At 29.9% G+C, this 26,161-nt stretch carries 32 protein-coding genes; 8 read left to right on the top strand and 24 right to left on the bottom strand.

Annotation, left to right across the window (positions count from 1 at the left end; all coding sequences use genetic code 11):
* Nucleotides 1-2: 2 nt before the first annotated feature.
* From OC535_RS05105 to efp, 9 genes are all read right to left on the bottom strand, one after another.
* A complete protein-coding gene (locus tag OC535_RS05105; RefSeq protein ID WP_227052377.1) occupies nucleotides 3-803 on the bottom strand; it encodes a TlyA family RNA methyltransferase in 801 nt (266 codons plus the stop codon).
* Nucleotides 784-2,658, bottom strand: coding sequence for a 1-deoxy-D-xylulose-5-phosphate synthase (dxs, locus tag OC535_RS05110; RefSeq protein WP_227052378.1), 1,875 nt, complete (start codon nucleotides 2,656-2,658; stop codon nucleotides 784-786). The genes OC535_RS05105 and dxs overlap by 20 nt, the downstream gene beginning before the upstream one ends.
* Complete coding sequence (locus OC535_RS05115) at nucleotides 2,658-3,506, bottom strand: polyprenyl synthetase family protein (protein WP_498823323.1); 849 nt, start codon at nucleotides 3,504-3,506, stop codon at nucleotides 2,658-2,660. The genes dxs and OC535_RS05115 overlap by 1 nt, the downstream gene beginning before the upstream one ends.
* 4 nt (nucleotides 3,507-3,510) lie before the next feature.
* The gene (xseB, locus tag OC535_RS05120) at nucleotides 3,511-3,726 is read right to left on the bottom strand and encodes an exodeoxyribonuclease VII small subunit (RefSeq protein ID WP_024720557.1); all 216 of its coding nucleotides are present in this window, start codon (nucleotides 3,724-3,726) and stop codon (nucleotides 3,511-3,513) included.
* A 9-nt stretch (nucleotides 3,727-3,735) separates the two neighbouring features.
* Entirely contained in the window at nucleotides 3,736-5,052 is a 1,317-nt protein-coding gene (gene xseA, locus OC535_RS05125) for an exodeoxyribonuclease VII large subunit (protein WP_498823324.1), read from the bottom strand.
* A complete protein-coding gene (gene nusB / locus OC535_RS05130) occupies nucleotides 5,052-5,456 on the bottom strand; it encodes a transcription antitermination factor NusB (RefSeq protein ID WP_024720559.1) in 405 nt (134 codons plus the stop codon). The genes xseA and nusB overlap by 1 nt, the downstream gene beginning before the upstream one ends.
* Before the next feature lie 88 nt (nucleotides 5,457-5,544).
* Nucleotides 5,545-5,883 carry an Asp23/Gls24 family envelope stress response protein gene (locus OC535_RS05135; RefSeq protein ID WP_024720560.1) on the bottom strand — a complete coding sequence of 113 codons (339 nt, stop codon included), beginning with the start codon at nucleotides 5,881-5,883 and terminating at the stop codon, nucleotides 5,545-5,547.
* Between the two features lie 50 nt (nucleotides 5,884-5,933).
* Nucleotides 5,934-6,404 carry a SpoIIIAH-like family protein gene (locus OC535_RS05140; protein WP_024720561.1) on the bottom strand — a complete coding sequence of 157 codons (471 nt, stop codon included), beginning with the start codon at nucleotides 6,402-6,404 and terminating at the stop codon, nucleotides 5,934-5,936.
* Between the two features lie 82 nt (nucleotides 6,405-6,486).
* Nucleotides 6,487-7,044: an elongation factor P gene (efp, locus tag OC535_RS05145; protein WP_227052380.1), complete on the bottom strand. Its 558-nt coding sequence runs from the start codon at nucleotides 7,042-7,044 to the stop codon at nucleotides 6,487-6,489.
* Between the two features lie 417 nt (nucleotides 7,045-7,461).
* On the opposite strand from efp, the gene OC535_RS05150 reads away from it, so the two are divergent.
* The 8 genes from OC535_RS05150 (at nucleotide 7,462) to OC535_RS05185 (ending at nucleotide 11,915) form a co-directional block, all read left to right on the top strand.
* The gene (locus tag OC535_RS05150) at nucleotides 7,462-8,448 is read left to right on the top strand and encodes an ATPase, T2SS/T4P/T4SS family (protein WP_227052381.1); all 987 of its coding nucleotides are present in this window, start codon (nucleotides 7,462-7,464) and stop codon (nucleotides 8,446-8,448) included.
* Nucleotides 8,441-9,442: a type II secretion system F family protein gene (locus tag OC535_RS05155; protein WP_498823325.1), complete on the top strand. Its 1,002-nt coding sequence runs from the start codon at nucleotides 8,441-8,443 to the stop codon at nucleotides 9,440-9,442. Before OC535_RS05150 ends, OC535_RS05155 begins: the two co-directional genes overlap by 8 nt.
* Nucleotides 9,443-9,486: 44 nt before the next feature.
* Nucleotides 9,487-9,789 (top strand): competence type IV pilus major pilin ComGC, encoded by a 303-nt coding sequence (gene comGC, locus OC535_RS05160; RefSeq protein ID WP_024720563.1) that lies wholly within the window; start codon nucleotides 9,487-9,489, stop codon nucleotides 9,787-9,789.
* Nucleotides 9,779-10,186 carry a prepilin-type N-terminal cleavage/methylation domain-containing protein gene (locus OC535_RS05165; protein WP_498823326.1) on the top strand — a complete coding sequence of 136 codons (408 nt, stop codon included), beginning with the start codon at nucleotides 9,779-9,781 and terminating at the stop codon, nucleotides 10,184-10,186. The genes comGC and OC535_RS05165 overlap by 11 nt, the downstream gene beginning before the upstream one ends.
* Nucleotides 10,173-10,394, top strand: coding sequence for a hypothetical protein (locus OC535_RS05170; RefSeq protein WP_498823327.1), 222 nt, complete (start codon nucleotides 10,173-10,175; stop codon nucleotides 10,392-10,394). The genes OC535_RS05165 and OC535_RS05170 overlap by 14 nt, the downstream gene beginning before the upstream one ends.
* Nucleotides 10,346-10,810, top strand: coding sequence for a prepilin-type N-terminal cleavage/methylation domain-containing protein (locus OC535_RS05175; RefSeq protein WP_498823328.1), 465 nt, complete (start codon nucleotides 10,346-10,348; stop codon nucleotides 10,808-10,810). Before OC535_RS05170 ends, OC535_RS05175 begins: the two co-directional genes overlap by 49 nt.
* On the top strand, nucleotides 10,794-11,162 hold the full coding sequence (locus OC535_RS05180) for a hypothetical protein (protein ID WP_498823329.1): 369 nt from the start codon (nucleotides 10,794-10,796) through the stop codon (nucleotides 11,160-11,162). The genes OC535_RS05175 and OC535_RS05180 overlap by 17 nt, the downstream gene beginning before the upstream one ends.
* A gap of 600 nt (nucleotides 11,163-11,762) precedes the next feature.
* Nucleotides 11,763-11,915, top strand: coding sequence for a hypothetical protein (locus OC535_RS05185; protein WP_164468307.1), 153 nt, complete (start codon nucleotides 11,763-11,765; stop codon nucleotides 11,913-11,915).
* Between the two features lie 114 nt (nucleotides 11,916-12,029).
* On the opposite strand, the gene OC535_RS05190 is transcribed toward OC535_RS05185, so the two are convergent.
* The 15 genes from OC535_RS05190 to OC535_RS05260 form a co-directional block, all read right to left on the bottom strand.
* A complete protein-coding gene (locus tag OC535_RS05190) occupies nucleotides 12,030-12,653 on the bottom strand; it encodes an MBL fold metallo-hydrolase (RefSeq protein ID WP_498823384.1) in 624 nt (207 codons plus the stop codon).
* 21 nt (nucleotides 12,654-12,674) lie between these two features.
* Nucleotides 12,675-12,824 (bottom strand): 50S ribosomal protein L33, encoded by a 150-nt coding sequence (rpmG, locus tag OC535_RS05195; RefSeq protein WP_024720569.1) that lies wholly within the window; start codon nucleotides 12,822-12,824, stop codon nucleotides 12,675-12,677.
* A gap of 71 nt (nucleotides 12,825-12,895) precedes the next feature.
* The gene (locus tag OC535_RS05200) at nucleotides 12,896-14,989 is read right to left on the bottom strand and encodes a peptidoglycan D,D-transpeptidase FtsI family protein (protein WP_498823330.1); all 2,094 of its coding nucleotides are present in this window, start codon (nucleotides 14,987-14,989) and stop codon (nucleotides 12,896-12,898) included.
* A 138-nt stretch (nucleotides 14,990-15,127) separates the two neighbouring features.
* Entirely contained in the window at nucleotides 15,128-16,939 is a 1,812-nt protein-coding gene (gene lepA, locus OC535_RS05205; RefSeq protein ID WP_081721090.1) for a translation elongation factor 4, read from the bottom strand.
* A 57-nt stretch (nucleotides 16,940-16,996) separates the two neighbouring features.
* On the bottom strand, nucleotides 16,997-17,332 hold the full coding sequence (locus tag OC535_RS05210) for a single-stranded DNA-binding protein (RefSeq protein WP_024720571.1): 336 nt from the start codon (nucleotides 17,330-17,332) through the stop codon (nucleotides 16,997-16,999).
* A 298-nt stretch (nucleotides 17,333-17,630) separates the two neighbouring features.
* Nucleotides 17,631-20,651 (bottom strand): fibronectin type III domain-containing protein, encoded by a 3,021-nt coding sequence (locus OC535_RS05215; protein ID WP_498823331.1) that lies wholly within the window; start codon nucleotides 20,649-20,651, stop codon nucleotides 17,631-17,633.
* Nucleotides 20,652-21,871: 1,220 nt separating this feature from the next.
* Nucleotides 21,872-22,195 (bottom strand): holo-ACP synthase, encoded by a 324-nt coding sequence (gene acpS, locus OC535_RS05220; protein WP_024720573.1) that lies wholly within the window; start codon nucleotides 22,193-22,195, stop codon nucleotides 21,872-21,874.
* Between the two features lie 2 nt (nucleotides 22,196-22,197).
* Nucleotides 22,198-22,878, bottom strand: a complete 681-nt coding sequence (locus tag OC535_RS05225) for a hypothetical protein (RefSeq protein ID WP_024720574.1) — start codon at nucleotides 22,876-22,878, stop codon at nucleotides 22,198-22,200.
* A gap of 15 nt (nucleotides 22,879-22,893) precedes the next feature.
* Nucleotides 22,894-23,493, bottom strand: a complete 600-nt coding sequence (gene ytpR / locus OC535_RS05230) for a YtpR family tRNA-binding protein (protein WP_027088956.1) — start codon at nucleotides 23,491-23,493, stop codon at nucleotides 22,894-22,896.
* An 11-nt stretch (nucleotides 23,494-23,504) separates the two neighbouring features.
* Nucleotides 23,505-23,825, bottom strand: coding sequence for a thioredoxin family protein (locus tag OC535_RS05235; RefSeq protein WP_024720576.1), 321 nt, complete (start codon nucleotides 23,823-23,825; stop codon nucleotides 23,505-23,507).
* On the bottom strand, nucleotides 23,818-24,471 hold the full coding sequence (gene trmB / locus OC535_RS05240; protein WP_024720577.1) for a tRNA (guanosine(46)-N7)-methyltransferase TrmB: 654 nt from the start codon (nucleotides 24,469-24,471) through the stop codon (nucleotides 23,818-23,820). The genes OC535_RS05235 and trmB overlap by 8 nt, the downstream gene beginning before the upstream one ends.
* A 32-nt stretch (nucleotides 24,472-24,503) precedes the next feature.
* Entirely contained in the window at nucleotides 24,504-25,223 is a 720-nt protein-coding gene (locus tag OC535_RS05245; RefSeq protein ID WP_027088955.1) for a pseudouridine synthase, read from the bottom strand.
* Nucleotides 25,204-25,707 carry a hypothetical protein gene (locus tag OC535_RS05250; protein ID WP_498823332.1) on the bottom strand — a complete coding sequence of 168 codons (504 nt, stop codon included), beginning with the start codon at nucleotides 25,705-25,707 and terminating at the stop codon, nucleotides 25,204-25,206. Before OC535_RS05250 ends, OC535_RS05245 begins: the two co-directional genes overlap by 20 nt.
* A 64-nt stretch (nucleotides 25,708-25,771) precedes the next feature.
* Complete coding sequence (locus OC535_RS05255; protein WP_081721092.1) at nucleotides 25,772-25,921, bottom strand: DUF1540 domain-containing protein; 150 nt, start codon at nucleotides 25,919-25,921, stop codon at nucleotides 25,772-25,774.
* Between the two features lie 63 nt (nucleotides 25,922-25,984).
* On the bottom strand, nucleotides 25,985-26,158 hold the full coding sequence (locus tag OC535_RS05260; RefSeq protein ID WP_081721093.1) for a sporulation protein Cse60: 174 nt from the start codon (nucleotides 26,156-26,158) through the stop codon (nucleotides 25,985-25,987).
* Nucleotides 26,159-26,161: the final 3 nt, after the last annotated feature.

Genomic DNA, 26,161 nt, shown 5'->3' on the forward strand with positions numbered 1-26,161 from the left:
ACCTACCCTTCAAAACAACTATGTGCGCTCTCTACTACATTTTCAATATTAATAGCGGTTTCTTTGCCTTCTTTAACAAATAGTCCTAAAAACTCAATATTTCCTTCTCCACCAGTTATTGGTGAATATGTGAGCTTTTCTAAAATAAAGCCATCCGCTCTAGCAAATTCAATTACTTTTTCAATAACACGACAATGAATTTTTTTATCTTTAACGATTCCTTTTTTACCAACATCTTCACGACCTGCTTCAAATTGCGGTTTTATTAAAGCTACAACTTGATCATTAAAACTTAATATATTTTTTAAAGCATCAAAAATATATTTTAAAGATATAAATGAAACATCGATCGTAGCAAAAGAAGGAACTCCATTTTCAAACAATTCAATCGTAGCATAACGAAAATTTGTCTGTTCTTTTACGATTACACGAGGATCATTGCGTAGTTTCCAAACTAACTGATTAGTTCCGACATCTACTGCGTATACTAATTTAGCGCCGTTTTGTAACGCACAATCAGTAAAACCACCAGTTGAACTGCCAATATCAACCATAATTTTATCTTTAAGATCTAAAGAAAATTCTTTTAAAGCTCGTTCTAATTTTAAACCGCCTCTAGATACATAAGGCATGATATTTCCTTTAACATGTAAATTAGAATCGATCGGGATCTTTGTCCCTGGTTTATCAATTATATCATAATCATCATGAACAATTCCAGCCATGATTGCTCGTTTAGCTTTTTCGCGCGAATCAAAAAAACCTTGTTCAACTAATAAGACGTCAATTCTCTCTTTTTTCATCAATTATCTCCTTAACCTTTTGATAAAATGATTCCATATCTAATCCTTCATCTTTTAAAATTTCTTCGATACTACCCTGAACAGAAAAATGGTCATCAACGCCAAAACTATAAATACGCTTTAAAATTCCTTTTTGACTATAATAATAAGCAATATTACTAGCTAAAGAATTTATTTTTAATTCCGTTTCATATACGATCAATGGTTTATCATCAACTAGTCTATCCAATAGTTCAAAGTCCATCGGTTTAATAAACTTAGCATCTACTAAGCGAATTTTAATATCTTTATCTTTATAAAAATCACGAATCATATTTATGTTTTGACCATAACTAATAATAGTAATCTCATGATCATCAAAGCCTTCAACTGACCATTTACCAATCGGTAAGATTTCTTCAACCTCGGTATCATCAATTTCGATACTTCCACGAGGAATTCTTAAAATATAAGGATGATCATTATATTTTAAGTATGTATTAATAAATCTTTTAACATCTTTACTATTACTTGGAGTACAAATAATAACGTTTGGTAAAGGATTTAAAATTCCTAAATCAAATACACCATGATGAGTAGGACCATCAGCCCCGACAAAACCACAACGATCAACGCAAATTAAACAGCCAAGATCCATTCTGGCAATATCATGATTGATTTGATCATAAGCACGCTGTAAAAAAGACGAATATACAGAAATAAACGGTTTTTTATGCGCAATAGATAGACCAGCGGTAAAAGTCAAGGCATGCTCTTCAGCAATTCCAACATCAAAACTGCGATCAGGATAATGTGCAAAAATACTATCCATCGCGGAACCATGAATCATTGCTGGTGTAATCGCAACGATATCTTGATCACTTGCCATCTTTTTTTCAATATGATCAGCAACTAATTTAGACCAGGTCGTTTTATCTTCAGATTCGGGATTTTTTATTGTTCCATCACTAATATTAAATGGCGCAATTCCGTGCCATTTACCGGCAAAATCATTTTCAGCGTAACGATACCCTTTTCCTTTTTTGGTAACTACATGAACAACAACACTTGTTTTAGAAGCTTTGGCTAGATTCAAAACTCTGATTAGATCATCAAAATCGTGTCCGTTGACAGGTCCTAAATAATCAACACCAAAATCCTCGAAAATTGTGTCATCGATCAAACCATGCTTTACAAAATCTTTGACGCGTTTAGAAATATTGAAAATCATTTTACCAAATTTATTTTTTGAAGTAATGTTACGATAATCTTCTTTCAAATTATTATAAGTTCCGCTAAGTCTTATTGAAGATAAAAAATCATTAAATCCGCCAACACTTTTACCTATTGCCATTTGGTTGTCATTCAAGATAATGATGACTTTATTATTGATAGAACCAAGATGATTTAAAGCTTCTAAAGACTCCCCGCCAACCATTGCAGCATCACCAACGACAGGAATAACATTAAAATTTTGCTTATCCAAATCACGAGCGATTGCCATTGCTACAGCACCACTTAATGCTGTTGAGGAATGTCCTGCTTCCCAAACATCATGCTCACTTTCACAACGTTTTTGAAAGCCTGATAACCCCTGGTATTTCCGCAAAGTATTAAATTGACTAGCTCGACCTGTAAGGATCTTATGAACATAAGACTGGTGTCCCACATCAAAGAAGATTTTATCTTTAGGTGAATTAAAAACATAATGTAAAGCAATTGTTAATTCAACTACACCTAAATTACTTGAAAGATGGCCTCCAGTTTTTGAAATATTATTAATTAAAAATTCACGGATATCCGAGGCTAATTGATTTAATTGTCTAATATCCAGCTCTTTTAAAAAAGAGGGATCTTTAATTTTATTTAGATCCATTATTTCACTCTTCTCTTTATTTTTTTTATTATTTCTAAAATCACTTCATGATTAATTTTTAATTTATTGATAAGTTCATCTACCTCATTGAAATACTGTTCAATTATTTCTTGAGACTTTTCGATTCCCACCAAAGAAACATAAGTGGATTTATGATTTTCAATATCACTACCTACGTTTTTTCCTAAAATTTCACTATTTCCAATTACATCAAGAACATCATCTTGAATTTGAAATGCTAATCCGATTTTATAGCCAATTTCCTGCCAAATAGCAGCATCATTTTTATTAGCGATCAAAGCGCCCATTTTCATCGCTGCACTAATTAAATCACCGGTCTTATGACGATGGATCAAATCTAATTCCTGTTGATCAGCTTTTTGATTTTCATACTTCATATCTAATGCTTGTCCTAAAATCATGCCATTTACACCACTTGCCTGATACAAAGTTTGTAGTAACGAGATTTTTAATTCATTATTAAAATCAGCTTCTAAAATAACATTTACTGCTTCATTCAACAAACCATCTCCGGCTAAAATCGCTGTTGCTTCATCAAACTGTTTATGACATGTTGGCTTACCGCGTCGTAGATCATCATTATCCATACCTGGCAAGTCATCATGAATCAATGAGTAAGTGTGAATCATTTCTATTGCACAGGCAGCATCAAGATAATCATGATAATCAATGTTATAACTTCTAATTATTTGCAGCATCATCACCGGCCGAATCCTTTTACCACCTGCCATTAATGAATATCGCATTGCTTCTTTAACAGTCGAATCTTGAAATCTATCAATTATTTGTAATAGCCTGTCATTTATTTCACTAATTAATTTTTCCATCTGCTTATTCCTCGATCTTTAAATCTTCCAATTTTCCATCAACTAAGATCTTAGCTACTTTGTTTTCAATCCCTGCTAATTTATCACTACAAATTTTAGATAGTTTAATTCCTTCTTGAAATAACTCGACACTATTTTCTAACGATGTTTGATTATCTTCAAGTTCTTTAATAATTTCTTCAAGTCGCTTCATAGCTTGTTCAAATGTAATATTGTCCATAATTTACCTCTATTCAATAATAGCATTTTTCATGCCGTCTTTCATTTTGATTTCAACTTTATCTCCTGATTTAAGATCTAATGATGAAGAGATAAGTTTTTCATCTTTTAATATGATTGCATATCCTCTTTCAAGTGTTTTTAAAGGAGAAAGAGTATTTAATTTTGATAATGTAAAATAAAACTTTTCCTGATCAGATTGGATTTTTTGCTTCATTAACTGCTGCATTGCCTGCACCATCAAATTTATATGATTTTGCTGAGTAATTGTGAATAAATTAGTTTGATGCTCAAAAGATTGTATCAAATGTTTCATTTTATTATTCTGATTCGTTAAATTATAAGCAAAAACATCATTTAAGCGATCGTATAAGTAATCTACTTTAGCCTTTTTATCTTCAAATAATTTATCAGGATTTTTAAATAAGTAAAATGATTTTATCTTTGTAAGGGCTTGTTTATTCAAAGCAATTTTTTGTTTCATTAAGGTATTTAGCGTATACTGTAAATTATTTACATTTTGTTGTAATTCCACTAAATCTGGTGTTGCTTTGATCGCTGCTGCCGTTGGTGTAGCAGCTCGATAGTCAGAAACCAAATCACAAATCGTAAAATCAACCTCGTGTCCTACACCACTGATGATAGGTGTTTTACAATTATATATCGTTCTAGCTAAGGCCTCCTCATTAAAGTTCCATAAATCTTCCAAAGATCCCCCACCACGAGCAATAATAATAGTACTAAAACCTAAATCATCAACATAACTCAAAGTTTTTATTATTTGCAAATAGGCATCCTTGCCTTGAACCGGAATAGGAAATACGATTACGCGAACAACAGGGAATCTTAACTTGATCGTTCTTACAATATCGGCTAATGCAGCACTAGGATATGCTGATAAAACAGCAATTTTACTAGGAAATTTAGGAATCTTTGATTTATGATCTAAATCAAATAAGCCTTCTAAAAGAAGCTGTTTTTTTAACTGTTCATATCTTAAAAAAAGATTTCCTAAACCATCCTGCTCAATATTATCAACATATAGCTGATATGTTCCAGCAACGTCATATACAGATACACTAGCCTGTATCAACACTTTCATTCCATTTTCTAGTTTAAAAGGAATTTTTTTAGCTTTCGAAGCGAACATAACAGCATTTATTCTTGAATATTCATCTTTTAAAGTAAAATAAAGATGTCCTGAACTATGATGCTTAAAATTGGAAATCTCACCTTTTATTAATATTTTTTGCAACTGTTCGTCAGCATCGATCCGAGCTTTTAAATAACGATTTAAAGCGCTGACTGTTAAATATTTTTTTTCCATTACTTGATCTTATTTAATAATCCATTGATAAATTTATAAGCATCTTCATCACAATATTTTTTTGAAAGTTCAACAGCTTCATTAATAATAACTTCCTTACTCTGTTTTGTTTCTAATAATTCATAACATCCTACTAAAAGAATTGCTAGCTCCATCTTAGATAATCTTTCAATAGTCCAGCCTGATTTCAAATATTTAGCTACTTCTGATTTATATTTTTCAATCTCATTAGCAATGCTTGTAATTAACATAAAACAATAATCATAATCATCTTTATCACTAACAAGATCTTTATCACTATTTAAATATTCGCGTACTTCATCTTCATTTATATCAACAAGTAATTTTTGATAAATCGCAATAACTGCTTTTTCTCTAATTAATTTTTTTCTATATTTTTTCATTTAAACCGTCCTTCCAAAATATCTAAGATGATTTTACCATATTTATATCTTAAAATAAATAAATAAAAAGATTATCAAAAGATAATCTTTAAAAATTAATACCTTTAACTTCAATATTGACTTTAATATTTTTTATTCCTGTCATTTCAAAACAGCTTTGTGCTATCTTGTTTTGTAATGCATTAGTTGTAGATGTAACATTCAAACCGTAATCAATTAAAATAGCGACATCAACAATTACCTGATTGTTCTTATTTAAACGTACTGTTACTGGTCCACTACCAGGCATTGGAATCATATTTCCTTCAAAATCTACACCATCAATTGATTCTACAGCTTTAATAACAATTGACTGAAATACATTTAACCCAATATTTAAAGCTCCTAAATTTGTTTCTTTTTCTACTGAATAATATTCTTGACTCATAACAAATGCTCCTTTATATACCTTTATTGTATATAAAATCAAGAAAAAATTCAAGCCTCACTAATAAACTTAACTTCTACTTGATATTCATTCTTAGTTTCTTCCATAATTGCTTTAATTATACTATTAGCATCATTTCCACTACCATCTTTTTTATCAACAACGACCTTGACAGTCTTATTTTCTACTTCAACAAAGACATTTTTAAATCCTGCTTCATTTACAGTCTTTGTGATTTTTGCTTCTAAAGCTGCTGTTTCTTTAGCTTCACTAATTGTGGCTAAAGCTGATGCTATTTTATCACTATCACTTTCGCTTGAAGCAATAATAGCATTATTTTCGCTGATTAGATCTTCTCTTTCTTTATCTAAGTTCTTTTGCAGGGCTTCGATTTGAGACACCTCCTGATTATTTACAGCAACTTCATTAGCAGTATTTTCTGGTGGTAGTAGAATATAATAAATTGATAATACTAAAATTAGACTAAATAAAGTTAAAAAAGTAATTGCTTGTCTATTCATGTTCTTTCTCCTTTATCAACTACTTTATTATATGCAAGAAGAAAAAAAGTATGAAAAAAACACTAGTTCAATAAAACTAGTGTTAAGCTCTACCTTGATATTTACCATCAACTGTATTTACAATAACTATTTCACCTTCAGAAATGAATAAAGGCACTTTGATTTGATATCCAGTTTCGATAATAGCGTTTTTAGTAGCTCCTGTTGCAGTATCCCCTTTAACAGCTGGTTCAGTTTCAATAATTTTAAATGGAACATTGATAGGTAAAGAAACTCCTAAAACTTCTCCATCATAGCTAGTTACTTCAACTTCGTCACTTTCTTTTAAGAAATTAATTTCCCATTTTAAATTATCTGCAGGAATTTCAATTTGTTCATAAGTTTCATTATCCATAAATACTAATGCATCTCCAGAGTTGTATAGATATTGCATTTTATTTTTATCGATATGAGCTTTTTTTACTTTATCATTTCCCCCAAAAGTAACTTCTGTAGTTGATCCAGATCTTAAGTTTTTCATCTTGATTCTAATATTTGCAGCTGCACGAGCTGTTTTATTATGTGAATAGTCTAATACAACATATAGGTTACCTTCATATTCAAAAGTAATACCTGGTCTTAAATCTCCAACACTAATCATTTTAAATAATCTCCTTATTTGTAATTTACTTTGTGATTATATCAAAAATTATTGATAAAGTGAAGTGATTTTGATAATTATTGATACTCTATTTTTAATTTGCTGCTAGAAACAAAATTTTATTGAGATGATAAACTACTTATCTTATTGATATTTATAAAATTAAAACAATGATTTTATCATTTTATAATGTTAAAATCACTTAATTTAATATATATAGATTTTTATTATTTGTATGGATAAAAAAATTAGATTTATTGATGAAGAAAAATCAAAAGAGTAACAAAAAGATCATCAAAGTTATTTTAGCCTTATTGCAATAATAATATCTGTTTTAATACTTATTTACAAAATGATTTTTTTATTTTTGAAGTAATTTATGATTTTTTGGTGTAAAAGATAATAGGAGGAAATTTTATGAATGATCTATTTGAAAAAATAATAAACCATGCAATCGCTAATAAAACATCAGATATTCATCTATTATTAAAACAGCAATGCACTATTTCATTTCGTCAACAGGGCGATCTAGTACTTTATGATACTTTAGAATATAAACAGGGGATAAAATTAATAAATTATATTCGTTTTAAATCAAACATTGATATTAATTATCAGCTAAAACCACAAACTGGACATTTAAACTATCAATACGACAATAATGTATATTATTTACGTGTTTCCAGTTTACCAGGAAAAGATATTGATAGTATTGTAATTAGAATATTGAATAATCATCGTAAATTATCATTAGAGGAACTTACTATTTTTAAAGATGTAAAAACGTTTTTGGCCCAGATCGTAACTTTAAATTCCGGACTATTTATTGTTAGCGGGGCAACCGGTTCAGGAAAATCTACTACTCTTTATACGTTGTTGGATACAATCAATCAAAAATATCATAAGAATATCGTAACTTTAGAAGATCCCATAGAAATTAAAAAATCTTACTGTTTACAAATCCAAATCAATGAAAAATTGGGTATTACATATAATAATTCATTAAAACAAATTCTTCGCCATGATCCCGATATAATCATGATTGGCGAGATTCGTGATGAACAAACGGCAAGATTGGCAATTACCTGTGCTTTGACAGGACATCTTGTTTTAACAACGATTCATTCCAGTAATTGTTTGACGACGATTAGACGTCTATTGAACTTAGGAATATTAAAAATAGATATCGAAGATGTTTTAATTGGCGTAATGTCACAAAAGATGCTTTATCATAAAAATAAGCATACACCGCTTGTTTTACCAGAATATTTAGATCGTAGTAAAATTAATGACTTTTTTAATAATCAGGCTGTTGATTACCTTACTTTTAAAGATAATGCGAAAATCTTATTGGAAAATAACATGGTTAATTATCAACAGGTAGCGGGAATTTTTTATGAATGAAGAATATCGTTTTTTAGAAAGCATCGCTTATTTTTTGCAGCAAGGATATTTGATTCAAGATATTTTAGAGATATGTTCTTTTATATATAGTAATGAACGAATTGAAGATCTAAAAGAGAAATTAAATAATGGTTTAACATTAGATGAAGCAATAATTGAAGGTGATTTTAATCAAACGTTCGTTGAATATTTTAAATTTTTTAGAATTAAAAATAATTTATCTAAAGCAATTGTTCAAAGTTTAAATATTTGTAAAACAAGAGACGAAACATTTAATAAATTAAAAAAAGAATTAACTTATCCTATTTTATTGATTATCTTTTTAATGATGTTTTCATTGTTTATCATTTATGCCTTACTACCCTCGATAATGCAGCTTTTTATCGAATTTGCCATTGAACCTGGTTTTATTACTAAAATGATGTTTATTCTATTTAAAATCATTCCCCTTCTTATTTTAATTATTTTACTATGTTTTAGCAGTGCTTGTTTGATAACTGTTTATGCAATAAAAAAACAGTATTATCAATTAATAGATTTTTTAGTAAATCATGTTTGGTTCATTCAAAAAATGATTCAAAAATATTATTCAATTAAATTTGCTCTATATTATAACGAACTATTGATCAATGGTTATGATACTACAGATATCGTTATAATGCTTTATCAACAAATTGATGATAGTGATATTAAAATGCTGATATATGAGATATATTTAAAGATTTTAAAGGGAGAATCTTTAGAACAGATCATTTCTCAATTTAACTATTTTGAGCCTCTTTTTATTGCTAGTTTTAAATTATTAATTCATGATAACCAGGCTAATAAATCACTTGATAATTATTTAAAGATTTCTATTGACACTTTACATTTTAAAGTCATGAAAATAATCAAGCTTGTCGTACCATTAATTTACTGTTTTACAGCAGGATTCGTTATTTTAGTTTATGTTTCAATTGTTATTCCAATGATGTCAATAATTGGTAATTTATAGTACTTTGAATATTTCGTGATATTTATTACAAACGGAGGGAAAAGATGAGACAAAAAGGATTTACTTTAATTGAAATGATTTTTTGTATTTCAGTTATTTTAGTTATTTTATTATTAGTTATACCAAATGTTACAAGCAAAAACAGAGTCGTTAAAGAAAAAAGCTGTGATGCCCAAATCGAAGTTGTAAATTCTCAAATTGTTCTTTATGAAATTGAAAATGGTCATTTACCAGCAAGTATTTCTGATCTAACATCAGGTGATCACCCTTATTTAACAGAAAAACAAGTAACCTGCCCTAGTGGTTTAACGATTTCTATTAGTGATGGTCAAGCTTATGCAAGATAAACATGGCTTTACATTAATTGAAGTAGTCTTTACGATTAGTATCATTATTATTCTAAGCGTTTTTAGTTTGCATTTTGCAATTACTACCCCACCCTGCTTATCTATTGATCAACAGTGTAAACAAATTATTGCTTTATTACAGGAAGCTAAAACTCAGGCTTTATTAAATCATGAAAGAATCGATATTTTAATTGATCATAGTCGAATCAGTTATGATTATCAGGGTGAACAAAAAATTGAATTAGATCGTAATTATTATTTTCAAAATAGCTTTGAACTTTATTTTAACGAAAATGGAAATATTAATAAAGGAAATCACTTAACTATATGCAATCAAAATGATTGTAGAAGTATTGTTTTTAATGTTGGGAGCGGTACATTTTATGTTAAAGAATAAAGGAATGACTTTGATTGAAAGTTTGTTGGCATTTAGTATTTTTATTACTATTATCGTAGTAATTTTTAGTTGTTATAGTACTGGTATGCGGCATTTTCAAATTAATAATGATGATTATCAAAATTATTTAAAACAGCAAAACGTTAAGGAGTTACAATTATGGCAAACAAGAGCACTGGATCAATCAATAAAAGAGGTTTTACCTTAATTGAAGTTTTATTTTCACTTTCAATCTGCCTGCTGATTGTTTTAAACAGTGTACCGCTTATTAAAACAATATCTTATAAAGATAAACTTAAGGTAAATACTAGCTTTTATGCTATCGGAGCAAAACAATTAACTAAGATCTTATATACATCTAAAGATATTACCGTTGGTGATCAGTTATCCTTTAAGGATAGTAATGATCAGTTATTTACAATATCTCTGCATAAAAAAAGAGTAGTCAAAGAACCTGGTTTTGATATTATAATCAGAGATGTTGAAAACTTAGATTTTTTTAATAAAGATGAAAATATTTATATGCATTTAAATAATGGTAAAGATGATTTTTATTATTTAATTGCCACAAATTATGAGCATACTCATAATTTTGAGGAAACAAATAATGAAACACTTCCATAAAGGTACGATTTTACAATTAGTATTAATTATTTTTATGGTTTTGAGCCTAAATATCGGAGTGTTTTTTACTAGCATAATTGAAAACAGTAAAGCAATAGAAAGAGTTAAAAAAATTAATAATGAGCGTTTAGTTGAGCTTAGTATATTAAGATATTATAAAGAAATGATTGCTAATGATATTTTAATTAGTGATATTATCATGGTTGATGAATATATCATTGAGTACACAGTAGATGATTTAGGAAGCTATTATTATATTGTGACAACTGTTAGAAACGATAAACAAGAGTATAGTTTTAACTTAGAAATCAATATTGATACATTAATAATTTCTGCATTTGAATATCAATAACTACCATTTTATAAAAAGATAAAGTATTTGTTTAAAAGTTAATAGTAAAAAGAATCAGTAGTAATCAGATGATTTATTAGTTGATTCTTTTTATGTAAAATCTATTTTAATTTAAGATTGATTATTAACGTTCCTTTAACAAAGTTTAGTAACTATGAAAAAAGATATTTAAATATTATCACATGCTATAATTAAGGACAACAAAATTAATTATTCAAGAATACGTACGTTTTAACAATTGATAATGCTGTAACTATACTAGATAGAGATAAATCATCATAAATAATGATTTACTAATTGAATTTAAAAAATCACTACATACAATCTTAATGAAAAGGTATAAACAACAAATAAACTTATGAATGACTATTAATTCGTTAACAATTAAATAATTTATAACCAAAAGTAGAAATGACTTATTTAATTAAAAATAATATGCTTCTAGAAAAAAATTATAAAGATGAACTTATCTATGTTATAATGCAATAAATTAAAATATGATTTTGATAGTATACAATTCATAGAAAAGATAAATTATGCTAGTGATATGATAAGTGTAATTTTAATAACTTCTATTTAATATATGAAAGGAAAATAAATATGAAGATCAAAAATACGAATAATGATAAATTAGCAGCTGGATTAATTCTAGGATTTATGGCCGGTCTTATTTTTGATAATTTAGCATTTGGCTTAATTGCTGGTGTAATATTGGGTAGCCTGCCTAGTTTAAAAAATACTAAAAAGAAATAAATTATATAGTTAATCTATACGATTGATGTTTTCTGCGCACATCTTTTTTAAATCAAGAAGTTTATAAAAAATAGTAAAAGAAATAATTTACTTCTTTTACTATTTTTACTTCCCTTAAAAATAAGGATTATATGTCTGTTCCTCTTTTAATGTTGTCGCAGGACCATGTCCAGGATATACTACAGCATCAAAATCATATTCTTTGATTTTTGCTAACGATTCACGAGTATCATGTTTAGAAGAATTTGGAAAATCAAAACGACCAATCGATCCTTTAAATAATACATCACCAGCAAAAATCACATTTTCTTTAGGTAAATAAATCATCGATGATCCTGGACAATGCCCCGGTAGATGTAACCAGCTTATTTCAAAGTTGCCGATTTTCATTCTTTTATCACTTTTAATTACTGGTGATTTGACTGTAAACGGCTTTTCGAAAACTGATAGATTTGCTTTGGAATCATGTAATAGCAAGATATCATCTTGATGGATATAAATAGGACAATGATAATGTTCATATAAATAATCGACTGCTCCTATATGATCAAAATGACCATGAGTTAATAATATTGCATCTAAGACTAATTCATTTTCATTTAAATAATTAATAATCTTTTTACCGTTTGCACCAGGATCTACAATAAAACAATGCTTTGTATCATCACTAACAACATAACAATTAGTTTGCATATTTCCTAATAATAATGTTTTTACTTTCATCTTTCCACCTCCAATAAAGAAAAAAAGCCGTTAGGCTTATTTCTTTTCTTTATGTACAGTTTTCTTATTACATCTTGGACAATATTTATTTACTTCCATTCTATCAGGATGATTTCTTTTATTTTTTGTATTAATGTAATTTTCTTCACCACATTCAGTACATCTAAGAATGATATTTTCTCTCATTACTTACACCTCCATTTGTAAACTTCCGTTAAATATCTTAACATAGTATCTCGTTAATTACTAGTTTTTTTTTAATTTAAACCATACTTTTCTACATATTTATCAATTATTTGTTGTGAAATCAACGGTGCTGAACTGCTGCTTCCATTTGATGCTGTTGTCTGTCGTATCGCGATACAGGCAAAGGCTACGATTGGTTCAGAGTTTTCATCTGCCTGGATATATCCGATCTGTAAATGGTTTGGATAATCGGTCTCTCCTGTTCCCGTATAATCTTCAGCAGTCCCCGTTTTTGCATATGTCACATAAGGTTTGCTGCTCCAATAGGCATTACATGTCCCGCTGCTTCTTGTTACACAGGCTCTCATTCCCTGTTTGATTTGGCTAAAAGCCGTCGTTTGCTCAGATACATCATCTAACACTTCTGTTTTGGCTGTATAGTTGGCATTTGCCAATCCATCAGCATCTGTTACATATGAATCTAAAAATAAATGTGGTTTGATTCTCTTTCCACCGTTTGCTAGTGTGCAGGCATACTGTGCTAACTGGATATTTGTATATGTATCATATTGTCCAATCGAAGCATCTAATAAATACCCTCCAGTTCGCTTGCTTCCTCTATATCCAAACGCTTCGTTAGGAATATCGATCCCTGTCTTTACTCCCAAGCCTAATTCTCCAAGATCTCTTCTTAAGGTTTCAAAAGCTTCATCATTGATCTTTAGCGGTCCATCATATACGTAGTTTGCTCCTCCTAACAGCATCGCTATTCTAAACATATAAACATTTGATGAGTATGCTAGAGCATCTATTTCATTGATCAGTCCTAAATCTCGATGTGATTTCTTCTCTTTCGTTCCTTTGATCTTGATTGGTTCATCCATAAAGGTCGTCCCTGGTGTTATCACCCCTTCTTTAAACGCTGTATAAAGAGTTCCTCCTTTGATCGTCGATCCAATCAAATTGGCATCTAAATAGTTTCCAGCTGCATAATCTGTTACTTCTCCGGTCTCTTTATTGATGATCTTCCCAGACATCACGATGATCTCACCCGTGTAGGGATCCATCAGTGTAAAAAACATCTTATTAAAGAATTTATTTTGACTGTTCATCTTGACCAGTTCTTCTTCTATTATCGAATCGGCAAACTGCTGCAGCTCCCAATCGATCGATAGACGGATATTTGATCCGGCTGTTCCTGATTTGGTACTTGTAACAATTGGATTTCCACTACTGTCATAATTCAATGTATAGCTGCTGTCGCTTCCTCTCAAGATATTTTCATACTGTGCTTCTAATCCAGATACCCCGACTCTGGAATCGTTTTGATATCCTAAAGCTAACAGTTCATTTTTCATTTCCGAAGGCAGACCCTGTTTTTTCGTCGTTACTCTGCCCAGTACCTGACTGAATTCCCGGTCGTAAACATACTGCCGTGACCAGTCTGTCGTTACATCGATTCCTGGCAGGATATCGATGTTTTCTCCAATGATACTTGCTTCTTCTTCACTGATCCCTTCTGCTAGTACTGATGATCCGCTTGAACAGCTATTCATCAAATAATAAAAGTGCGTATATTTTAATGTGTTTTCATCCATGTATTCTTCAAGCATCTCATCAGTGATCCGTTCGATCTGAAGATTTAATAAGGCACTGTCATAATTATTCTGCTCTTTAAGTTTAGCCTTTTCTTCATCACTGACTAATTCATCAGCTAGATCTGGATATGCAATAATGAAATAATCTTTTTTATTACGGGTTGAAATAGAAGAAGTATCTAGATTTATCGTCTTCGCTAAAAATTTAGCCGATGTTTTCAACTGTTCATCTTTGATCTTTTTAGGTGCATAATAAGTTGCACAGATAACATTAGTATTTTGTACCAGTTTAACATAATTACGATCGACGATCTCACCTCTAGGGGCATCGGTTGAATATGTAGCAGTACCATATTTTTCTAATTTAACAGCTAATTCATCGCTGTCTTTAAACTGAATCAAAGCTAGTCTAGCAGCCATAACTGATGTAATAGCAATAATGAAACAAAGCAAAACGATCAACCGCCTGCTGACTATATTATCCTGTTTATTTTTCTGTTCTCGTTCTTGTTCTAAGGCTCCATAAAAACGAACTTTATGAATTTTGTTTTTAAAATTAAATGCCATCTTATTGCCTCCTTATTATTTTAATTATTATAGACTAATTATTTGTTCAAGTAAATCAAAACAGAAATTTACCACAAAATAAAGAAAGTACCCAAAATCACTTTTTATAAAATAATAAAAATAAGTAGTACATGCATACTACTTATCATCATCGACTGACAATATTGCCATGAAAGCTTCTTGCGGAATTTCTACATTTCCGACTGCTTTCATTCTCTTTTTACCCTCTTTTTGCTTTTCTAATAATTTCTTTTTACGGGTAATATCGCCACCATAACATTTAGCAAGAACGTTTTTACGCATTGCTTTGATCGTAGTTCTTGCAATGATCTTTCCTTGTAAAGCTGCCTGAATTGGTACTTCAAACATTTGTTTAGGAATGATTTCTTTAAGTTTTTCACAAATAACTTTTCCTCGACTATAAGCAAAATCTTTATGAACGATCGTTGAAAGTGCATCGACAACTTCGCCATTTAATAAAATATCCATTTTTTGCAGTTTACTACTACGATAGCCAATCAATTCATAATCCAATGAAGCATAACCTTTAGTACTAGATTTAAGTTTATCAAAAAAATCATAAACTATTTCTGATAATGGTATTTCATAAATAATATTTCGACGCGTATCGTCAATATATTCAATATCAATATATTCACCACGTTTATTTTGACAAAGTTCCATAATCACACCAACAAATTCACTTGGTGACATAATCGAAGCTTTTACATACGGTTCCTCAATATGATCAATAACTTGTGGACTAGGCATCATCGCAGGATTATCAACTACTACTTTACTGCGATCAGTTAAATAACAATGATAAATAACTGATGGTGCTGTAGCTATTAAATCAAGATCAAACTCTCTTTCTAATCTTTCTTGAATTACATCCATATGTAACAATCCCAAAAATCCACATCTAAAACCAAAGCCAAGTGCTTGTGAAGTTTCAGGTTCAAACATTAACGAAGAATCACTTAATCGCATTTTTTCTAAAGCTTCTCGCAAATCTTTATAACGAGCATTATCAATTGGATAAAGACCACAATAAACCATTGGATTTAATTGTCGGTAACCTGGTAGCTGCTGATTCGATTCATTTTCTAATGTAGTAACAGTATCTCCAACATGGATATCCTGAATAGATTTAATTGACGCACAAAACCAGCCAACCTCTCCAACAACTAGCTCTTCTTTTTTTATTTCTCTTGGGGTTCTAACCCCTAATTCTGTAACTTCATAGGTAGCGTTAGTTGCTAAAAACTTAACTGTGTCACCTAATTTGATTTTTCCCTCTTTGATTCTAACAAAAACAATTACTCCACGATAACTATCATAATAAGAATCAAAAATTAATGCCTGGGTTGGATTATTGATACTCCCTGATGGAGCTGGAAATTCTTGAACAACCTTTTCAAGAACTTCATCAATATTTAATCCTGTTTTTGCAGAAATTAATGGCGCATGATCAGCTGGTAAACCGATTACGTCCTCAACTTCCCTAATTACTCTTTGAGGATCAGCACTAGGCAAATCAATTTTGTTTATAACTGGAAGTATCTCTAGATTATTATCCAAAGCAAGATATACATTAGCTAAAGTTTGAGCTTCAACACCTTGTACTGCATCAATAACTAATATAGCACCTTCGCATGCTGCTAATGATCGTGACACTTCATATGTAAAATCCACATGACCTGGAGTATCTATCAAGTGTAATAAATATGTTTCACCATTTTTTGCAGTATAATTTAATTGGACTGCATTTAACTTTATTGTTATTCCTCTTTCACGTTCAAGATCCATACTATCAAGCAGCTGGGCTTTCATTTCTCTATCAGCAACAGCGCCAGTTATTTGAAGAATACGATCTGCCAGGGTGCTTTTACCATGATCGATATGCGCGATAATTGAAAAATTTCTTATTTTACTTTGATCAATAGTCATTTTCATCACCCACTTTCGTTATGATATTATAACAAATAAGTCTCTTAAACTCAAATACTATTTATTTTCACGAAAATATTTGTCAAGTAAAGAAACATGCTCGGCAATAACTTCAATTGATGTAATAATTTTAGAATCACTGCACTCAAACGTTCGCGAATGTAATCTTCCTTTTACAGCTACTAGACTGCCTGGCATTGCAGTTTCTATTATCATTTCAGCAATACCGCGCCACAGTGATACAGTAACATAATCACTTTCATAAGCACCTAAGCCATTTTTAAATCCTTGTTCAATTTGAAGAGTTGCATTTGCGACTTTTACACCTCCTTTAGTTGTTTTCATAACCGGTATATCTACAAGACGACCTACCAACATTACTTGATTTAACATCTATTCCCCTCCTTTGCATAGCAATTATAGGCGGAAAGAACATGTTTTGCAAGTTGATGATTTTTAACCTAATTTAGTAAATTCCTAAAATCGGTCTGTGATGACTATTTTTTATTAAAATTTATCTAAATCCTTACTTAATATCCCAAAATAGTCCAAAGATGTCTACAAAAAAAAGTTGAAAATATTATGATTTTAAGACTTTAGTTATCCTAAAAACAAAAGAACATAAATCATTGAAAATCTCTTTTCATATTTATGTTCCTTTTATTTTTATCTTTTCATTAAAAACTTTTTCCTAGTTCTCTTTTCTTTTACGATTTGTTAAAACTGTAGCCATGCTTAACAATCCTACTCCCGCAAATAAACCAATTAAACTATCATCACCAGTAGCTACACTTGCTGTTGTATCACCGGCTTTTACTGGATTACTTGCTTCATTTACTTCTAATCCAGCCATCGCTTTTGTTAAAACATCTTTAGCATTATCTACCTGTTCCTGTGTTGCTTCTGGATCGTTTAATACTGCTTTGGCTTCATCTAATGCTTCCATCATCACTGACCATGTCTTAGCACTGTAATTTGTAACATTTAATGTTTCAGCTTTATTGATCAATCCTTGTAATAAATCCTTGTTTGGAATTAATCTTAAGTCTAAGTATGCTCTTATCAATGCTTCATATGCTGCATCTACTGCTTCTTGTGTTGCATCTGCATCATCTAATACCGCTTTAGCATTTGCCATTGGTTTAGCTAAGTTGGCAACACTTCCTTCTGTATATAGACTCTTATCTAAGCCATTTACCATGTCATATGCTTCTTGTAATCTTGTTTTATCTACTTTGATCACTAAGTTTGTCATGGCATCTTTTAAGTTATTTAAGGCTTCTACTACTTCATATTCTAATGCATTTTCATCATTCATGACAACACTAGCAACATCTAAGGCTTCTTTGAATACTGTCCATGAAGCTGGTGTGTAGTCTTCTTCTGCATAACTATTTGCTTCATTGATCAAGGCTTCTAAAGCACTCTTATCACCTTTTACAAATTCTAACATATGCATAGCAACTGATAAACGAGCAAATGAAGCATCTACTACTTCCTGACTAGCACTATCATCAGCTAAAATTACTGTTGCCTCTTGTAGGGCGGCTTTAAATTCATTAACGACAGCTGGGACAACATTAGCTAACTGTTCATCAGTTACATTATTTGCCATTTCAACAGCTATTGATAAAGCTAATTTGTTTACTATTTCTCCAGGTTCAGGATCTTTAGCAACAGGTGTTCCTATAATATTAGCCGTAATACCAGCACCTTTACTATTAACTGCCCGGACATAGAAAGTATATGCTGTATTATTAGTTAAATTTGTAAAAGTATAACTGTTATCAACTGTATCTACCCAAGTTAAACCATCACATGATACTTGGTAACCTGTAATAGCATTACCTCCATTAGTTTTAGGCACATCCCATGATAAAGTCACAGTTTGATTACCAGAAACGACAGAAAGATTTTGTGGTTCCCCAGGTGCTTCGACGATATCAATATTTCTGTAAAGAGAGAATTGTTTACCTTCACCATTTGAATATCCACTAAACATCCCTTTACTAGAATCGCTTAACTGATAATTAGTAGTACTGTCTGTAAAATATAATCCTGTTAAACCATCTGTAATTTTAATTATATGATCAGCAGAACCATTTAAATTAACATTACTATTGCCAATACTTAAAACACCACTATCACAACTTATAACATAGCTGCCATTTGATCCTGTAAATGTCCATTCATAGCTACTATAATCACCAGTTAAATGTGCAACATCACTAGTTAATCCAATATCTTTTGGAACAAGCCCAGTTCTTCCCCCATTTGTCATTACTTCATGAGTTACAGCACTGTATTTAGGTAATGTATCTCTACTATCTGTAAAGATCATAAAATATTTATTACCACTTTCAATTTGATCAACTTTATTTACCAATTCATAAACATTGCTATTAGCTGTATCAATAGCAGTTGCACTATACGACGTTGATGTAGTAGTAGAATCATTTCCATCTGTTACAGTTAAATTAATTGTTGCACTTCCTTCTCCAACAGCATAAACTACTGCATTATCACCATTGCCTTCAACTGATAAAATATCAGAATTACTGCTTGACCAATCAAATATTGGATCAGTTATATTAGAAATTTCTGCTGTTAATGCAGCTGCTCCGCCAACTGGGATAATATTTTTCCCCTCATTTACAATCTTAACAGCTGACATGGCTTTAACTGTATTAAGTTCAAGATTTCCAGGACCGGTAACAACTCGGGTATCTACATCATAACCACTTTCATTCTTATAAGCGTTTCGTACTCCTTCGCTTTTAAGATTATATGTACCATTTGCACTATAACGATTTATCTCTACACGATTTTCATAAATTGTAAATACTGTAGAAGTAAGTGTAGCTTCAACCCCACTATTAACTTGATTATAATAACCTGTGTATCCAGGATTCATATAAGTAAAGTTTAAAGTTTCTGCTTTGAATTCTGTACGACTTGATTGAGCAATATTAATACTATCACCTTTAGCAAGATATATACAAGAACCACCAAGATAATCATCCCAACCATTTGAATGATCATGACCAAACAAGAAAATAATATTTAAACCATTAGCACCTGCTTCGTTAAGTACATCAAACAATAAATTGGCATATTGAGTATCACCGTCATTACGAGTACGCATACTATAATGCAATGGCAAATGTGATACTACAAAGATTGGCTTACTATAACCTTCTATAAGCTTATCACCAAGATAATTTTCTAGATTATTAGCAGTTTTTTCAATCGTTCCACGATCACTATTATACCACATATAATCACCTTCGTTGATAACAAACACCCCATAATCCTCAGTATCGTTAGCACCACTTGGAGTAATTCCTGGAGTGCTGGCAGGATCATGATTTCCCTGAACAAATACCATATTATCCTCACTGAGTGATGGCCATTTTGAATTAAATACATTCTTGATAGAAATTATACCATGTGATGTATCACTAGGCATATTGTAGTCATAATCTCCGGCATATAAAGCCCCATCTACGCTTGTATGACCATCATTTATCATAGCATCGATGATAGCGCCAAGTATTTCTTCACCTTCAGCATCACCGGTTTTTGCCTGATAATCTGAAGCTGCAAAGACTTTTGTTATTGGTGTATCAGCAAATACCGGCATAACAGTACTTACGCAAAGCATGAAGACTAGAGCAATAGATGTAAGAAATCTAAACCTATTATGTTTCATAAATTATACTTTTGGTATATTTTGTATACCTTTCCCTTTCTCTAAATTTTAATTACATTATAAAAGTGATTGTATATGACTTGTTTCTATTGTTCGTTTTAATAGCAATAAAAAAATCAATAATTCAAATTTTCATCAATTCTTGATATCTTGCTGGTTATTGCCTCTTAATAAAAATATACATATTTCCTCTTTTACCCAAAATAAAAAACAACTAATCTTTTAGCAATATTCTATAAATAAAAATACATTAGTATTCTATTAACAGAAATAAAAGAAAACAGTTAATTAATAATTAAAACTTAATCAATAGTGTGGATAACAAAAAGAGTCACCTCCTAAAACTAGCTCTCTTATTTTAATATATTTTTTATGCATAATAACTTAAATATGGCACTCTAAAAATTCTATCAAAAATAAAAACTACATTATCTTACTTTCAATAAATATTCTATCTAATACTTGTATAAGAGAGTTACTTGAGTAACTTTTAACCGAAAACATTTTTATTTAGTACAATAGTGATTTTATTAAATAAAAACTACTAAACTTGTTTTCAGTATACATTTTCATTCACTTTTCAAAGAACTATAATACCTGTCAATTATTCTTCAATATAATTAGACCTTTACAAAGAATCAGTGTCAAAAAGTTAATTTATTATAATTTCTATATTTTATATAATTATTATCCCATTTACATTTTCCTGCTATTTTGATTGATTCACTAAAAATCTTTTTCATACAAAAAAGTAACAATTCCACTAATTGAGGTTGCAAAACAACAAGGATCTATTACTATCATTAAGTTTAATCATTATTTATCAATTTTAAATTAATCTCATAAATAATTACACTATTAAAAATCATCTTTCATTTAAAATTAAAAATTTGCTTTTTAAATCTAAACTTTTAGAATATGCACTTTTTTTGACAGAAATACTAATAATTAAAATGAAGAACCAGCATCTTCATTTATTCCATTGTAGTATTATTTTCAAAAAAATACACATCTTCATACATAAGCTCCCCGTATAGAATTAAATTTTTTAAACCATCAACACTATTTATATATTAACTATATACCCCAAAACAAAATCCACACATTCTTTTTTTTAGCAACAAAAAAAGTATAGTTCCTAAAAATAACATAAAAAATTTGGTATATAAATAAAAATAACCTGTATTCAGGTTATTTACATAAGTATATATCAATAATAATCAAGCTTCTACAACTACATAAGCGATGGCATAATCATTTTCATGAGCAATCGAAATAAAAGAATTGGGATAATTAAGATATGGCTTCCCTTTAGCATCATTTAATATCTCAATGTCACAAAAAGTATCCAAACCCTGATCAATTCCTACAGCTTTAAAAAATGCTTCTTTTCCAGCAAAACGTCCTCCTAAAAACTCACGCTTTTGCTTAGATGTTTTTTTATTTTCATATATTTTTAGTTCTTTTGCAGTTAAAATCTTATTAGCCAATTTATCATTTATCCGATTTAAATCAACAATATCGCAACCAATACCCTTAATCATTTTTAATCCTTAAATTTTTTTTCATACAAACTCATCAATTCATCTAAAGACATATCATCATCAATTTCATCAATTAAAGAATTTTGTTTTTCAAGTTCATTAGTACTAAAATCAAGTTTAAACTCCCCAGTTCTTTCTTCGATAATTTTTAACTGATCTTTTTCCTCTTCAACTATTTTAGCTATATTTCGTAAGTTTTCCTCCACTGTTGGTAACTTTTCAATTTCTTTAGATTTCTTTTTTTTCGCTTTTTCTTCATTGATTGAAGTTAATTTTGCTTCTGATTCAACAACTGGTTTTTCTTCATAATTACCAAAATATGGACTCAATACCGGCACTAACTGGTCGTTATTCTTTTTCTTCTTTGGTTTAACAGTTTTTTTCGTTTTAACAGTTTTTTCTTCTTCTTTTCTTTTTGTAATACCATTCATTGGTGAAATGACTTCGCTCATTTGATAAACAGGTTTAGGCTTTTCTTCAACTACCGGTTTTGTTTCAACAGTTTTTGATTTTGCTTTAGGTTTAGCTACAGGTTTTTCTTCAGCTTCGCTAACTTCTTCTTTAAACTCTTCATCATAAATCAATGGCGTACTAAACTTTTCTTTTCGACGCTGTTCAACAACTGGATCGACTTCAAAAATATCATCATCCTGCTCATGTTTTTTAAATAAACCTCTAAACATACTTACCCTCCTTTTCTAGAAAAAAGAATCTCCGATATCATACTTATCTTTGTCTAATACAAGAATACCACGAACTTGAGGAGCATTTGGTAAACCTAACTCACGTGCAGAACAAATCATTCCATTTGAATCTACTTTGCGCAATTTTGATGGTTTGATTATTAAACCGCTGGGCATGACTGCACCCACTGTCGCAACAACAACTCTTTGTCCTGCTTCAACATTTGGAGCCCCACAAACGATCTGTGTCTTTGTATCCTTTAAATCCACCTGACAAATATGCAAATGATCTGAATCAGGGTGATCGCACATTGAAATGATTTCTCCAACGATAAAACGTGGAGTTTTATCTAAGACTACTGGTTCTAATTCATATTTATTTAAAAGTTGATTAAAAGCCTCTATCTGTGCATCACTAAATTTGATCAATCCATCATTAATTTCTCCTAAATATTTACTGGCATTTAATAAATTATAACCAATAACTTTATCCTTTTTATCTTTCAAAACAACTAGGTCATCATATTTATCATAACTGAATGTCTTACCTTCATTACATCTAGCTAACATTATATCACCGATATGACCATGATTATAAAATCCATGAAATAACATCTCTACACCTCTTACTTTAAACTATCTATAAATGTTTGAATTTCTTCTTTAGTTTTGCGAAGTTTACTTACAAAGCGTCCAATTTCTTTATCATCTTCATATCCTACAAAAGAAGGAATTCCTAAAATATCTAAATCTTTACATAAATCTAATAAATTATCACGATTTATTAAATAAAATTTAAATTCTGGATTAGCATCAACAATATCGCCAATAAAAGGTTTAACAAACATACAATCTGGACACCAGTCAGCTGTAAACATGATAATTGTTTTACCCACTCTAACTTTGTCAAATTCTTCAAGTGTTTTAATTTCAATTAACTTATCCATTTTCTCGATACCTCGCAACCAATTTATAAATTGGGCCTTTCTTACAAAATTTACGTTCATATTCAGTCATAATATTAGTTTCATTTTCAGGACTGTGATGCAAATCAAGATTTACAGTTTCTAAATCTAATGGATACTGATTCAATGAAACTAAAGAATATTCAAACAGACCACGATTATCTGTTTTAAATTCAATCACACCATCATTTACTAATATTTTATGATAAACATCTAAAAATTTACTAGAAGTCAATCTTCTTTTTTCATGGCGGTTTTTAGGCCATGGATCACTAAAATTCAAATAAATCTTATCAACTTCATTCTCATTAAAAACATCACCTAATAAAATTGCATCATAACGCATTAAGCGTAGATTAGTAATTTTTGTTTCCTGCATATTAATTTTATTAATAGCAGCAGCTAATACACTTGGATATTTTTCAATTCCAATAAAGTTGATATTTGGATTACAACGAGCATTTTCATAAATAAAATCACCTTTGCCCATACCAATTTCAATATAAATTGGATTATCATTACCAAAAATTTCTTTCCATTTATTTTTAAACTTTTCCGGCTCGATTACAACAAAATCAGTATTTTCATTCATTATATCATAAGCCTTTGGATTATTTCTAAGTCGCATTACTACTCCCCTTTACATATATGCATATTCTATCATAAATCATTCATCAAGTCGACCAATTCCTCATCAGTAAGTTCACGAAAATCACCTAATTCTAAACTACGATCTAATGATAAATCTTTAATTTTTAAGCGCTTCAAATATGTTACATGTTTGCCACAGGCTTCAACCATCTTTTTCACCTGATGAAATTTGCCCTCAAAAATTTCAATTTGTACCTTACAAAAAGCTTCACCAGTTTCTAGTATTTGTAAATTAGCTTTTTTACATTTATAACCATTATCTAAAACAATTCCTTCTTTAAAAGCAGCAATATCATTTTCATTCATGATTCCTTCAACTTCAGCTATATATATTTTAGAATGATTTCGACTAGGTGCCATCAATTTATGAGCAAAATCACCATCATTGCTTATTAACAACAAACCTTCTGTATCAATATCTAATCTTCCAACTGGAAATAAATCATAATTTTCATAACCAATGATTAAATCTATTACAGTAGGATGAACATTATCTTTGGTAGCACTAACATATCCTTGTGGTTTATTAAGCATTATATATACATAAGGCCGATAATTGACCTTTTCACCATCAAAAACAATTATATCTTTTTCATAATCAACTTTATAGTCATCTTTTTTTATTATTTCTCCATTTACTGTAACATATCCTTTTCTAATAAAAGCTTTGACCTCTTTTCTAGTTCCCATTCCATAATTAGCTAACAATTTATCTAATCGCATTACCATATAATCTTATAAACCTCTCTTCTTTTTCTTTACCATTTTCATCGTTATAAAAAGTTAAATAAACTAATACATTAAACTCTTTTTTTGTCGTGATCCCAGATAAATTTACACCTTTATAAATTCCTTTTTCTTTATCTATAACATTAGGGACGAGTGAAAATACATCATCTTCAAGAATTCCTAAATTAGGTAAACTCGCACTTTCATCTTGTTCAACTTTTGCGATTGCTTGTAAATGATACATATTTATTTTAGGACTGTCAATAACAACATCATAGCGATTTGTCTCATCATCTATTTTATTGATAATTAATCTGATTGAAAACTCATCACTACCATCCTGATAGTTTTTAGACTCATCGAGCATCTCTTCATATATTTTATATTGTTTATATAATTTATCATTTTTATCATCGTCTAAGCTATTATTAAAACAGCCTGTCAACAATATACTACATATAATAATAAAAACAATTCTTTTCATATTCTTCACCGTAACCATTATAGCACTTTTTATAAAACAATAAAATAAATAGGAACCGAAGTTCCTATCTACATTTAAAAGTTTCACAAGCAGTTTCTTTAACTTCTTTTGCTTCATTACATCTACAATTACATACTGTAATCTCTTGGGCATCACACTTACAATTATGATTGTATACACAATTGTCAACATGACAACATACATCTTTTGCCATGGAATCACCTCCATTACTAGTTTTAGCAGTTTTAAAGAAACTATTCAAAAAAAGGATAAATAATTATTTATCCTCATATTCGATCAAACAGCTAAAACTATATTCTAGCTCACTAGAAAAAGTCATTGCTACTTGATAATGAATTGCTAAGATTTTAGGATCTTTTTTAGCGATAAATTCATTGATTTCATCTTCTAAATCTAATTCATGAGTTTTTTCAATTATTTTTATTTTCATAAT

It is taken from the genome of Clostridium sp. Marseille-Q5894 (assembly GCF_946902305.1).
GTDB lineage: Bacteria > Bacillota_I > Bacilli_A > Erysipelotrichales > Coprobacillaceae > Thomasclavelia.